General features: G+C 40.9%; 8 protein-coding genes and 1 pseudogene. 7 read left to right on the top strand and 2 right to left on the bottom strand.

Annotated elements, in window-relative coordinates; translation table 11 throughout:
* Positions 1-13: 13 nt before the first annotated feature.
* Positions 14-3100 carry a beta-galactosidase gene (locus BW142_RS14400; RefSeq protein ID WP_076925297.1) on the bottom strand — a complete coding sequence of 1029 codons (3087 nt, stop codon included), beginning with the start codon at positions 3098-3100 and terminating at the stop codon, positions 14-16.
* A gap of 112 nt (positions 3101-3212) precedes the next feature.
* Here BW142_RS14400 and BW142_RS14405 point away from each other — a divergent pair, with 112 nt between their 5' ends.
* From BW142_RS14405 to BW142_RS14425, 5 genes are all read left to right on the top strand, one after another.
* Positions 3213-4031, top strand: coding sequence for a helix-turn-helix domain-containing protein (locus BW142_RS14405; protein ID WP_076925298.1), 819 nt, complete (start codon positions 3213-3215; stop codon positions 4029-4031).
* A 73-nt stretch (positions 4032-4104) separates the two neighbouring features.
* The gene (locus BW142_RS14410) at positions 4105-4413 is read left to right on the top strand and encodes a hypothetical protein (RefSeq protein ID WP_024600694.1); all 309 of its coding nucleotides are present in this window, start codon (positions 4105-4107) and stop codon (positions 4411-4413) included.
* Between the two features lie 132 nt (positions 4414-4545).
* On the top strand, positions 4546-5808 hold the full coding sequence (locus BW142_RS14415; RefSeq protein WP_076925299.1) for a TolC family protein: 1263 nt from the start codon (positions 4546-4548) through the stop codon (positions 5806-5808).
* Complete coding sequence (locus BW142_RS14420; RefSeq protein ID WP_076925300.1) at positions 5805-7052, top strand: efflux RND transporter periplasmic adaptor subunit; 1248 nt, start codon at positions 5805-5807, stop codon at positions 7050-7052. The genes BW142_RS14415 and BW142_RS14420 overlap by 4 nt, the downstream gene beginning before the upstream one ends.
* Positions 7053-7060: 8 nt before the next feature.
* On the top strand, positions 7061-10207 hold the full coding sequence (locus BW142_RS14425) for a CusA/CzcA family heavy metal efflux RND transporter (protein WP_076925301.1): 3147 nt from the start codon (positions 7061-7063) through the stop codon (positions 10205-10207).
* Between the two features lie 86 nt (positions 10208-10293).
* Here BW142_RS14425 and BW142_RS14430 read toward each other — a convergent pair whose 3' ends face one another.
* Positions 10294-11544, bottom strand: coding sequence for a TMEM143 family protein (locus BW142_RS14430; RefSeq protein ID WP_076925302.1), 1251 nt, complete (start codon positions 11542-11544; stop codon positions 10294-10296).
* Between the two features lie 189 nt (positions 11545-11733).
* Between BW142_RS14430 and BW142_RS14435 the strand changes: the two genes are divergently transcribed.
* Complete coding sequence (locus BW142_RS14435; protein WP_076925303.1) at positions 11734-12318, top strand: VTT domain-containing protein; 585 nt, start codon at positions 11734-11736, stop codon at positions 12316-12318.
* Between the two features lie 69 nt (positions 12319-12387).
* Positions 12388-13290, top strand: a pseudogene (locus BW142_RS14440) (GGDEF domain-containing protein).
* The last annotated feature ends 10 nt before the right edge of the window (positions 13291-13300 follow it).

Here is a 13300-nt window from a genome sequence, read left to right on the forward strand (position 1 = left end):
TTGTTTAAATAACCTATTTAGCTGAAAAAGTTAAAGAATAACTATACTGCTTTTGCTCAAGTAAATATTCTTTATGGGTGCTTGGGCTCCACGAGTCATCACCACCCACGCCCATATGTTGATGATCAATATGCACATGTACGCAATCATCAGCAATTAGTTCGTTAGTGTGTTTCGCCTGAGTTAACATACTTTGAGAATACTCGCTAGCTGCAAACAAAAACGCGCCAGTCACGGTTAAATTATTAATACTCAGTAATTGGCAATCGCTACGCAGACCATTATCAGTTGGGAATATATACGGTGTATGTAGCTCATTTAAGCTCAAGCTGTAATAACCTAAACGTGCTGCGGCTTTGCGATCTGGGTAGTTTTCGAAAGGCCCTAAACCTAGCCAGTTTATTTTTGTATCGCTTTGCTTATTAAGCGTTGTACTTAGCCCTATACGCGGCATTGGCGGCAGGATATCGTTTAAGTGCACGTTAATATTTAGGCTAATATTACCGGTATTATTTAGTGTATATAGCCACTGTGTTTGAGCCTGTAGCACGCCATTAAACTCGTAATTAAATACACAAGTAATACGTACATCAACACTTGATTGCACTGCGTGAATTGAGCTACATGTGCGCTGCCATTGCCCTATACCTGCACGCAACCAACGAGCCTCCCACGCATTAGGATCTAGGTTATCTACTTCGCTTACACCAATGTCGTTATCAAGTGGCGCACGATAAAAGTTATCAACCAGTGGGCTACTAATAACCTGAGTATCGTTTTGTAACCACTGCTCTATAAGCCCTGATTGCTTGCTAAAAATAAGTTTAAACTTATCGTTTTCAATATTTAGGTGGGAGTCAGTTTCATTAACACTTATAGCGCTTTGCTTAGAGGTTGGTGTAAATGATTTATCGTTTAAATTATTACTGTTCATTAGCTTAAACTGCTCGGTATCCATAATATGTTGAGCGTTTGCAAAGTGTGAGTCGTTAATTAGCGCTACATCTAAATTAAGGTAATATTGCGCACCTTGCTCAAACGCTGTTTTAGTTTTAATCGTTAACGTGTGCGTACTTTGCGGCGCTATATTAAGTACTTGCTCGCCTTGCTCAACACACACGCCATTTTGCATTAATTGCCAAACGAGCTTTTCGTTATCGGTGTGCCTAAATACGTAATCGCTAAATACCTTAATGGTGTATTGGTTTTGATTTTGCTCACGCAATGTAAATTGTAAATGCTGTTGGCTGTATTTAGCTTCAAACAGGCTAGGGTGTGGTGTTCGGTCTGGGAACAATAACCCGTTTATACAAAACTGTCGGTCATTTAGTTCATCACCAAAGTCGCCACCGTAAGCCCAGTAATGCTCACCGTTTTCGTCAGTTTTAGATAAACCTTGGTCTACCCAATCCCAAATAAAGCCGCCTTGCAAACGCGGGTATTCTCTAAATGCTTGCCAGTAATCGTCAAAGCTACCTAGGCTGTTACCCATTGCGTGAGCGTATTCGCATAAAATAAGCGGGCGAGTTTCACCCGGTAGGCTTAACCATTTTTTAATTGAATATTTAGGTACGGCGTCGTCGGCAACATGCGTATCTACACGGGCGTACATTGGGCAAATAATATCGGTAGCCGTTGTATTTGCGCCGCCACCTTCGTATTGCACTGGGCGAGAAGGGTCAAAGCTTTTTGACCAGCCATACATAGCATCGTGATTTGCACCGTGCCCGCATTCGTTACCCAATGACCAAATAATAATTGAGGCGTGGTTTTTGTCGCGCTCAACCATTTGCGTATAGCGCGACATAAATGCACCGGCCCACTGCGGATCGCTCGCTAAACGCCCCATAGGAAACATGCCGTGGGTTTCTATATTGGCTTCATCTACTACGTATAAACCTAGCTCGTCACATAACTCGTAAAAGCGTGGATGGTTAGGGTAGTGAGCAGTACGCACGGCGTTAAAGTTATTTTGCTTCATCAGCTTAATATCTTCAATCATATCGGCGGTAGTAACTGCATGACCGTTTTCAGGGTGGTGCTCGTGGCGGTTAACGCCGCGAATAAGTAGCGGCTTGCCGTTTAGGCAAAGCTGCCCGTTAAGCATTTCTACTTTTCTAAAGCCAATGTTGTAGGCTTCTACATCTACAGTGTTGCCTTGCTCATCTAACAGGCTTACAACACAGCTGTATAAGTAAGGGGTTTCGGCGGTCCATTTTTTAGGGCTTTGTATATCAATTGTTTGAAATACGACATCGCTCCAGCCGCCTTTTTCATCAACACGTTTATTGTTAGTGCTTTGAATTTGTGGCTCACATAGCGCCTGTTCCCCATCAAAAACTTGCACTGCTACTTGATAGTTATTTGGCGCATTAATCGCGGTTTTTATATGTAGCGTTGCATCGCGGTAGCAAGCGTCTAAATCGGGGGTTATAAACACATCACGTATTTGATTTTGTGGTTTTGTAAGTAAGTTAACATCGCGAAAAATACCGCTTAGCCACCACATGTCCTGATCTTCTAAGTAACTGCCATCGCTCCAGCGAATAACCATAATGGCAATACGGTTGGTGCCTGCAACTAACAGTTCGCTTAAATCAAACTCGCTTGGCAAGCGGCTATCTTGTGAATAACCCACCCATTGCCCGTTACACCAAAGGTGAAACGCCGAGTTAACGCCTTCAAAAATAATATGATTACGCTGAGCTAATTGATCCGCCGTAATCGTAAATTCAGTACGGTAACAGCCTGTAGGGTTATCGCTTGGTACAAAAGGCGGGTTAACTGCAAACGGGTATTTAACATTACAGTAAATAGGTTTATCAAAACCGTGTAATTGCCAGTTAGAAGGCACTGTAATGCTTTGCCAGTCGCTGTTTAGTGTTTTACTTAGCAACGACTCATCGACCGCTTCGGGTTTATCAAATAATTTAAAATCCCACTGACCGTTTAAACTTTGCTTTTGCGATTGTGTGTTAGTACGGGCATGTTCAACGCTTTTAAAACCATTGAGTGGGCTGTGCGCTTTTACTTGATTAACTTGTACTGAAATTGGGTTTTCCCAATCGCGGCGATTAATTATGTGCTCTAAAGAGGTCATGTTTATCCTATTGCATAAGCGGGCAATTATAATTTGCTAAATATAGCTAAAAATAATCGCAGGGGTTATGCTTAAAGCTCTCTTTTATTTATCCAAAACTATCATTGTAATTATGCGCTATAACATTAAAGATATACTCGATATTGGCCCGCGTTGTATAGAACGCTTTATTGATTCACAAACGCTCGCGCAAATACCAAACCTTGAAATAGCACTTGCGGGTTGCTCAAACCTATCGGGTCGTTATTGCGTAGCACGCTCAGCACCGCTAGAACATACACTTTTTTATACACTTGCTGGGCAGGGTAAATTAACAACACAAAATGAGCAGTACACACTCAATGCCAATACACTTATTGTGCTACCCGCTAAGCAAAGCTTTGAAGTTAAAATTGATGCTGAACATTGGGATGTTATTTGGTTAAACCTTGCAAACACTAAACGTTGGCAGCATTTAAATTTAGCGCAAGCATTGGTGTTAACCGATCAAAAGCTTGAGCCGTTACACCTTGCTATGGAGCTTTTATATAGCGAGCCTAATGCTAATTTACGCGAAAGCGTCATGCCTATTTTAAGTCATTACTTAAATGCTACGCTGCAAAATAACTCACAGGGTGCGGCGCATAACCGTTTAATTAGTTTGTTTGAAGAGGTAGATAAGCGCTTACAGTTTGATTGGACAATAGAGGTAATGTGCGAGCATGTGCATTATTCACCGCCGCACTTACATCGTTTATGCCAAGCGCTATTTGGTAAAAGCCCAATACAACAACTTATTCATTTACGTATTGAGCGAGCTAAAAACTTACTGTTAAACACGGCTTGGCCAATTTCTCATGTGGCAAGTTATGTGGGGTATTCTAATATTTTTATTTTTTCCAAACGTTTTAAGAAGTCGGTGGGTATGTCGCCATCAATGTATAGAAAGTAGCTCGTTACTTTTTGAAGTGTTTAATGTATTGTGCGTGCGTTGTTAATTGTATTTTTGGATTTTATAGGTCGCAATGCGCTCAAACTACTTTTTAGTCGTGATACTCCTAGTGCTTGTACACAGCTTTATTAGCTGTGACGCGGCCGTGTATCATTTACAAGAAGAAGTCGATCACGTTACCCATATTCATTCTCAAACAAGTTTAGAAGATGAAGACGCTCAATCACCTACTGAAATTCATGCCCATCAACATTGCCACTGTGGTTACTACAGTACGCTAAATCATCCAATAAGTCCTGAGCAAAGCCAAGCAACGCAGCCTGCTTGTTACAAAGGCTTAAATTATCCGCCAGATGTTCCGCCGCCTAATTCACTTAGCTAGTTTAATTATTTTTTAGATAATTTCAGTGCATTTTATTGCCTGCGCTTATATGCGTTAAAGGTACTATTTTGCCTATTTAGGGTGCTTACGATTTGTAACACACCCACTGTTTGTTAAAAACGGACACGCTATATGAATAAAAAACCAATAATGCTGGTGGCGCTACTGTGCGTATTGCCTGTATTTAGCGCATTTGCTAACAGCGAAAATCAAAACGTATTAACCCTTAAGCAAGCGCTTACAAATACTGAGCAGCAAAACTTACAGCTTAAACGCTACCCTTATCATCAAAAAATATTAAGTGCGCTTAAAACCCAGGCTGCGCTTGCACCTAATCCAGAGGTGAGTTTTGAAGCTGAAAATTTTTTAGGGACCCACGGCTCCCATGCATTTTCGGGGGCGCAGTACACACTTGCACTGAGTCAATTAATAGAGCTTGGCGATAAACGGCAGAACCGCGTTAATTACGCGACTGCAAATATAAAAGCGCAAACAATTGAGTATAAAAATACGCGCTTAGCGCTTTTTGCTACTACTACTGAGCGTTATTACCAAGTACTTAAGTTTCAGGCGTTAATAGCTTTAAATAGTGAGCGTAAAAGTACTGTTAAGCAGGCGCTTAAGGCAATAGAAAAACGCGCTGAAGCGGGCGCAGTTTCACAAGCTGATGTAACACGTATGCGCTACGCATTAAGCCAAGTAGATCTAAATACCGTAATGCTACAAAGTGAATTTGAGCGCTCGCGCTTAGCACTAAATGAGCTTTGGCAAAAGCAATTACTCAGTGATTATTATGCTGGGGATTTATCTACAGTTACAAAGCTTAAAAATGAGCAAGCATTACTTGATGCAGTAAATACAGCACCAGACTTTGCTTTGTTACAGCAGCAATATATGCAGCAAACGGCTAACTTATCGCTACAAAAATCAAACGGGGAAAGTGATTTAACACTTAGCGGCGGCGTGCGTTATAACCAACAAACAGATGCCAGCTCGTTTGTATTTTCGTTTTCTATGCCGCTACAACTGAGTAATTCTAACAGCGGTAATATTGAGGCGGCTCAAAGCCAGCTTGCACTGCTGAATGAGCAGCAAGGGCAGTTACGTATTCAACTTCGCCAGCAAATACGCACCTTGTACGCGTATTACCAAGGTAAAGCTGCGCAAGCACAGCTGTTGACACAGCAGGTAATTCCACAAGCACAAACGCTTATAAAGCAAAGCTTAAAAAGCTATCAGCAAGGGCAAATTTCGGTACTGCAATTACTCGACGCTCAACAAGCTTTATTTGATTCTAAACGCGCACTTATCACCACTCATAGCGAGCTGTACCAAGTGCTACTTACCCTTGAGCGTTTAACTGGCCAACCTTTAATTGAGACTCATCAATCATGAATAAAACTCTTATCGCATTATTAATTACCCAGCTGTTTGCATTCCCGCTATTTAGTAGCACGGCTATGGCATCTGACGACAATCATGAAGAAAGTCACGAAGAAGGTCATAAAGATGAACACGCAGAAAAAGGTCCTCACGGCGGATTTTTACTAACCAATAACAAACTTGATTTAGAGCTTAAATTAACGCAATTTGCAGGTAATACGGAGCTGCGAATATATGGTTTTGATAATAATAAAGCCGTTGATATAAACCAGTTAAGCGTAACTATTAATGTGCAGCGTTTAAGTGAAAAACCACAGCTTATTCGCTTTAAAGCAGAAGATGACTATTTAGTAAGTACCGTAAGTGTAAACGAGCCGCACTCATTTAAACTTGACGTTATGGCACGCTATAAAGGGGCTAAAATAAATTATCATTATGAGCAAGAAGAAGGGCGCACCACACTAAGCACCCAAGCAATTGAGCGCGCAGGTATTAAAACCCAACTTGCTCAGTCAGGCAGTGTTGAGCTGATGGATACTTTATTTGGTGTAATAGCACCAACCGCGCACGGCACTGTTGAAGTAATGGCGCCTTACACCGGTTTAGTTAACGATATATTTGTCAGCATTGGTCAAAACGTTAAAAAAGGTGACAAGCTTGCAAGCGTAACTAACCGCGAAACGCTGCAAAATTACATCATAAAAAGTCCCATAACAGGTGTTATTACCGAGCAATATTTAAAGCGCGGTGAACTTGCAAATAGTGCGCTAATGCAAATAGTAAACTTAGAAACCGTATGGGTAGAGCTATCGGCATTTCCTGAAAATATTGAAAAGTTAGCCATAGGGCAAAACGCTAAAGTGTACGACTTACACCATCATTTAAACGCGCAAGGCGAGGTGTTTTTTATCGCGCCAATGATGAGCGGCGGGCATATTGCGCGCGCTCGGGTTGAGCTTAAAAATCCAGACGGGCATTGGCGACCAGGCATGCACGTTAATAGCGATATTAGCACTGCAAATATAAATGCGGCTGTACGCGTTAAAGCGACTGCTATTCAGGAATTTAACGGTAAATCTAGCGTGTTTATTAAAAGCGGTAATGTTTTTGAAGTACGCGCTGTAAAGCTCGGTGCTAAAAATAGTGAATGGGTTGAAGTGTTAGAAGGACTTTCTGTTAATAGTGAGTACGTAACTGAGAACAGTTATGTAATAAAAGCAGATATTTTAAAAAGCGGCGCTAGCCACTCACACTAGGAGACAGCATGATTAACTGGATAGTTTCTTTTGCGGTTAAACGCCGCATGATGGTGCTTGCACTAACGCTTTTATTTGCAGGATTTGGCGTATACAACACACAAAACTTAGCGGTTGACGCCGTACCCGATATTACTAACGTGCAAGTGCAAATAAATACCAAAGCGCCTGGTTTTACCCCGCTTGAGAGCGAGCAACGCATTACCTATTTAATCGAAACTGCGATGGCGGGCATACCAAAGCTTGATTATACTCGTTCGATTTCGCGTTATGGGCTCTCGCAAGTAACCGTTATTTTTAACGAAGGCACCGATATTTACTGGGCGCGCCAGCAAATTAGTGAGCGCATTCAAAGTATTCGCTCAGACTTACCTGCCAATATTGAGCCAAACTTAGGGCCAATTGCCAGTGGCCTAGGGGAGATTTTTACTTACTCGGTGCATGCAAATAAAGACGCATTAAAAGGCGATGGAACCCCATTTAGTGCAGAAGACTTACGTACTTTGCAAGATTGGGTTATTCGCCCGCAGCTTTTAAAAGTGAAAGGCGTTACCGAAATAAACAGCCAAGGTGGCTTTGAGCGCCAGTACCAAGTAGCGCCAATGCCCGAAAAACTACTCGCTTACAAGCTCACGCTAAGCGATGTTATTACTGCTCTTAAATTAAATAACAGTAATCAAGGTGCCGGATTTATAGAGCGCTTTGATGGGCAATATTTAGTGCGCTCACCAGGGCAATTAAAAAGCATTGATGATATAGCCAACACGGTTGTTGCTAAGCGAGATGATGCACCCGTTCGCATAAAGGATGTGGCTAACGTGCGTTTAGGAAAAGAGCTCAGAACAGGCGCAGCCACTTATAACGGTGAAGAAACCGTACTCGGTACTGCCATGATGCTAATTGGCGAAAACAGCCGCGTAGTTGCAAAAGCCATGGCAGATAAACTCAAAGACGTACAGCTAAGCTTGCCTGAAGGTGTTGTGGTTGAGGCTGTTTATGACCGTACAGTCCTTGTTGATAAAACCATAGAAACTGTAAAAACTAATCTGTTCGAAGGTGCTGTATTAGTGGTTGTTATTTTACTGCTACTACTGGGTAACGTAACTGGCGCATTGATTACGGCAATGGTTATTCCGCTTAGTATGTTATTTGCCATTACAGGCATGGTGGGTAATCGGGTATCGGGTAATTTAATGAGTCTAGGCGCAATCGACTTTGGTTTAATTGTTGATGGCGCTGTTATTGTGGTTGAAAACTGCCTGCGTCAACTCGGTATGGCTCAGCATAAACATGGCAGGTTGCTTACATTAAACGAGCGTTTAAATGTGGTAACCGCCGCCACTAAAGAAGTGTTCAGCCCTGCAGTATTTGGCATTTTAATTATTATGCTGGTGTATTTACCGTTATTTGCACTGAGCGGGGTTGAGGGCAAAATGTTTCAGCCAATGGCATTTACCGTTGTAGCCGCACTAGTTGGCGCACTTATTTTTGCCGTTACCTTTGTACCTGCCGCTATTGCGGTATTCGTACGTGGCAAGGTGAGTGAAAGCGAAAATGCAGTTATGCGTGGTATTAAAAAAGGCTATAAACCGCTACTTGGTCTATCGCTTAAGTTACCGTGGGTGATGGTATGTATTGCGGGTATTTTAGTGATTGCACTTGGCTTTAAAGTTAAAAATATGGGCGCTGAGTTTTTACCGCAGCTAGATGAAGGCGATATAGCCATGCATGCACTGCGTATTACCGGTACCGGTATTGAGCAATCGGTAAAAATGCAAAAAGAGCTAGAGCAAGCCATTTTAGCCATACCTGAAGTTGAAAAAGTATTTTCAAAAATTGGTACGCCCGATGTAGCAAACGATCCGATGCCACCTAACGTTGCCGACACTTTTTTAATGTTAAAACCGCGCGATCAATGGCCAAATCCTACTTTATCTAAAGAAGAACTCGTTAAGCAAATTCGCCATTTAGTAAATGAAGTGCCAGGTAATAACTATGAATTTACGCAGCCGATAGAAATGCGCTTTAACGAGTTAATAGCTGGTGTGCGCGCCGATGTTGCAGTGCGTATTTATGGCGATGACTTATCAACATTAAAACAGTACGGCGAAAAAGCCACAGCCTTGGTGCAAAACATAACCGGTGCAACCGATGTACGCCTTGAACAAATGGAAGGTTTGCCAACGCTTTCGGTTACTCCGCTTCGCGATCATATGGCGCTACTAGGTTTAACCGTAACCGATATACAGCAAAGTGTGAGCGCTGCGGTAGGCGGTGTGCAAACAGGGCTTATTTTTGAGGGCGATAAACGCTTTTCGTTATTAGTGCGTTTGGATGAACGTTGGTCGAGCGATATAACACAGCTTGCGCGTTTGCCGGTGGCAGTGCCAAAAAGTGCTAACCCAGACCTTGCATTTGTACCGCTTGGCGAAGTGGCGACAATCAGCATTGAAAAAGGGCCTAATCAAATAAACCGTGAAAGCGGCAAACGTAACGTAGTGGTAACTGCAAATGTAGAGGGGCGCGATTTAGCAAGCTTTGTAAGTGATGCGCAGGCGGCTTTAAATTCAGATCTTAATTTACCAAGTGGTTATTGGATTGAATACGGCGGCACGTTTGAGCAATTAGAATCAGCAAGTAAGCGTTTATCGCTGGTGGTGCCGGTTACTTTATTACTTATATTTGGCTTATTGTACAGCGCCTTTGGATCGCTGCGTGATTCGTTAATTATATTTAGCGGCGTACCACTTGCGCTTACCGGTGGCGTGCTTGCGTTATTGCTACGCGATATGCCGCTATCAATATCGGCAGGCGTTGGCTTTATCGCGCTAAGTGGCGTAGCCGTATTAAACGGTGTGGTTATGCTGTCGTTTATTAAACAATTAAGAGCCGATGGGCTTAGTTTAATTGATGCGATACAAACCGGTGCACTTTCGCGCTTGCGTCCAGTATTAATGACCGCTTTAGTGGCAAGCTTAGGGTTTGTCCCTATGGCGCTAAATACAGGTACTGGCGCTGAGCTACAAAGACCACTGGCAACCGTGGTAGTTGGCGGTATTATTTCATCAACTCTACTTACGCTATTAATATTGCCTGCACTTTATAAATTAGTGCATGCGAAGTTTAATAAGCAAAAAGAGGCTGAATTAGCTTAAGTATTAGCTATTAATAGTGTAATCAAAAAAGCAGCTATAATTATAGCTGCTTTTTATTTGGGTAATTATTTAGCAAAAATACTACATTAATTATACTGAAACAGATTATCCCAACGTTCATCTAAAATAGCTTTTGCATGGTCTAAACTTAGCGCGCTATACACTTCATTACCTTCTATTTCGTTACTACACGTTACTAAACGCATGCGAACGAGCTTTTCAAGTGCGTCGCTAATTTCAAAATCAAGATCGCACTGGTATTTGCTTTTAAACCAATGCTCTATTTGTTCATCAAGCGTTTGTGCGGTTAAGCCGCTTTCTGATTTTAATAAAAAGGTATACGCAAGCAGGGCTTCTTTTATGTCTTCTTCTTCGGCGGCGTCTATAAGGGTATGAAATACGCCAGCGTTGTTATCGAGGTTTTTAAAATAGAGGTTGTCACTAAGGGCTTTCATAAATTTTATTTTACGGTTTTTAAATTTACTCCATTCTTTAAAAATAAAGCTGCCAAATACTCCCATGCCAATAGCAAAGGTAATAAAATGTTGTTGGGTCATTTCTACAGCTTCACTTCTAAAACCACCCCAAAAAGCAAACAGAGCAAGCAATAATACGATTGATGCGCCAAGTTTAGTTATAAGTACCACTGCACCGCCAACTAAAGCCGATGAGCCAATAATTGCTTTATCGATAGGGCGCATGCGTACTTCACTATTAGGAAATAGCATTTCGAGATCGGCCTTTGGTACATTTTGAAACAGCTTTACTATGGTTGAACTTGGCTCAAATCCCATTGGTGTTTTATTTTTAGCTTTAAAATAAGCGCTATCTTTAAAGCGAATAAACACAGCAACACGGTCGTAATTAGTAAAGTGCAGCGGCTTTTTACGAAGGCCCCAAAAGCTGGTAATCGTTTCAGTGAGTTGCGACTCGCCACGGCGATAAAATACGACTTCTTCAAAGTCGTCAAATTCAACTTCAAGGCGCACCTTAAATAGCGACTCTTCATTTAATGCATCTTGTAAGTCTTCATTGGTGATCACTTCAAAATTAGCGGCATTAAGCACCTTGGCAAAATCTTTAGCAAACTCACGTTGGCACTGCGCTTTTTGATCAGCCGATACTGGCGCTAACGATCGCGTGTCACTGTTAGGATCAAAAGGGGCGTAGTTGTTTTTAAGTGATTCAAGTGTTGCGTGGTAATCGTAATGAATAAGGCTTGCTAGTAAATCGCAAAATTGTTTAAACGATGTTTGTTGTGTGTTGTTATTGAGCTCTAGGCTACACATATCAACAATATCTTGCTTTCTAAAGGGAATAAAACGCGCACTTTGCATAAATTAATAACTACTGTGATAGGGAATCTAACTACATGGGCAGATAATAAAATATTATTATAAACATTGCTAATTTGTTAATAGTAAATAAGTTACGCAAGTAATAGTGAAATTTTCAGGCTGTATTAACCTAATTATGTGATGATTAAAGCATATATAAATTTACTATCGCCTTTAAAAGGATTGAACATGGCCATTCAAAAAAAACTTAAACAAAAAACACGTAAATTTATTGACTCTAAACACATGCTAACTGGTATTACAGTGGCGTCGTTTTTAGAGTCAACCATAGTGCCTATTCCACTTGAGGCTGTATTAGTGCCGTTAATGCAGGCTCGTCGTGAAAAACTATGGCTTATCGCGTTAATGGCGACTTTAGGTTGCATAGTGGGTGCATTGTTTGGCTATGCGTTAGGTTATTATTTATTTGATGCGGTTGGCGATTGGATTATTAATACGTTTTCGAGCCCTGAGCAATTTGAAAACGTTAAACAACAAATGCAAGATCAAGGTTTTTGGTTTGTAATAACACTGGGCATAGTGCCTATTCCGTTTCAAATAGCGATGCTTGCAGCAGGCGCGACTAAGTACTCTATTTGGCTATTTTTATTGGCTTCGGGTATCGCGCGTTCTATTCGTTACTTTGGTCTGGCTATTATTGTTTATTATGCAGGTAATGAAGCTGAGCGAATCATTAGTAAACATAAAACTAAAGCGATGATTGGTATTACTATTTTAGTGTTGGGGTTATGGGGGTTAAGCACCTTAATTTAAGGTCTGATTTATATGGTGTGTTATAGTTTTTAACGATTAATTAAAACGTAAATATAAGAATTCCTTATGATTAAATTTGAAACCGTAAGTTTAAAGTTAACTCGCTTTGTGTACATTACGCGGTTAAATAAGCTGCTTATGCTTGCGTTACTTTCTTTTATTGTGGTTTTTACTATTTATAACTTAGTGGCTTTTTCGCACTTAGATATTAAAAATAGCATGTATGGATTTACGAGCGACCTAATAAACTTAATTGTTATTGTTACCGTATTTTGGGTTGTTCAGTGTTCTAAGTTGGCAAAAAAAGCGTATGTATATGTCACGATTGGCTTGCTGCTATGGATAGTGGGTATGACAACTGATTTACTCAATGAGGTAGTTGTACAGCCAGGGTGAATTGATATTTATTTAAACGATTTATGTAAAACGCTGGGTATGGTGATCACTGCCTATGGGTTATTTAAAACAATGTTATTTATGTAAAAGATGCACAACAGATTAGCGCAAGAATTTGTTATTGACGAATTAACAAAGGTATATAACAGACGTTGCTTTTATCAAAATGTTAAAAATGCAGTTACTAATCCGTACACTATTTTAATTATTGATATTGACCACTTTAAATCCATAAATGACAATTTTGGCCATGATATGGGAGATCAAGTACTCAAAGAGTTTGCAGGGAAAGTAAATGCTCTATTTGAAAGCGAAAATATCTTTGCTCGTATAGGCGGAGAAGAGTTTGCGGGTTATTTTCCATCAAGTAACATTGATGATGTCGCTAAATTTTCTCAGGCTGTTTTAGAGCTTGTTCATACTATTAAGGTTAAGGATGATCGCTTTTTAACTGTGAGTATAGGTATTGCTAAGCGGATTAGCGACGAAGCACTTGATAGTGTAATGAAACGCGCTGACCAAGCTTTATATTTAGCTAAAAAAAATGGTCGAGATCATTTTGAAGTTGCCCCGTAAGCGTTTTTAA

Origin of the sequence: Pseudoalteromonas sp. EB27 (assembly GCF_001974875.1) — a bacterium.
Lineage (GTDB): Bacteria > Pseudomonadota > Gammaproteobacteria > Enterobacterales > Alteromonadaceae > Pseudoalteromonas.

Excerpts from the sequence above, each read along its gene's own strand:
- BW142_RS14410 (WP_024600694.1), top strand. The coding sequence starts at position 4,105 with ATGCGCTCAAACTACTTTTTAGTCGTGATACTCCTAGTGCTTGTACAC.
- BW142_RS14430 (WP_076925302.1), bottom strand. The coding sequence starts at position 11,544 with ATGCAAAGTGCGCGTTTTATTCCCTTTAGAAAGCAAGATATTGTTGAT.
- BW142_RS14435 (WP_076925303.1), top strand. The coding sequence starts at position 11,734 with ATGGCCATTCAAAAAAAACTTAAACAAAAAACACGTAAATTTATTGAC.
- BW142_RS14420 (WP_076925300.1), top strand. The coding sequence starts at position 5,805 with ATGAATAAAACTCTTATCGCATTATTAATTACCCAGCTGTTTGCATTC.
- BW142_RS14415 (WP_076925299.1), top strand. The coding sequence starts at position 4,546 with ATGAATAAAAAACCAATAATGCTGGTGGCGCTACTGTGCGTATTGCCT.
- BW142_RS14405 (WP_076925298.1), top strand. The coding sequence starts at position 3,213 with ATGCGCTATAACATTAAAGATATACTCGATATTGGCCCGCGTTGTATA.
- BW142_RS14400 (WP_076925297.1), bottom strand. The coding sequence starts at position 3,100 with ATGACCTCTTTAGAGCACATAATTAATCGCCGCGATTGGGAAAACCCA.
- BW142_RS14425 (WP_076925301.1), top strand. The coding sequence starts at position 7,061 with ATGATTAACTGGATAGTTTCTTTTGCGGTTAAACGCCGCATGATGGTG.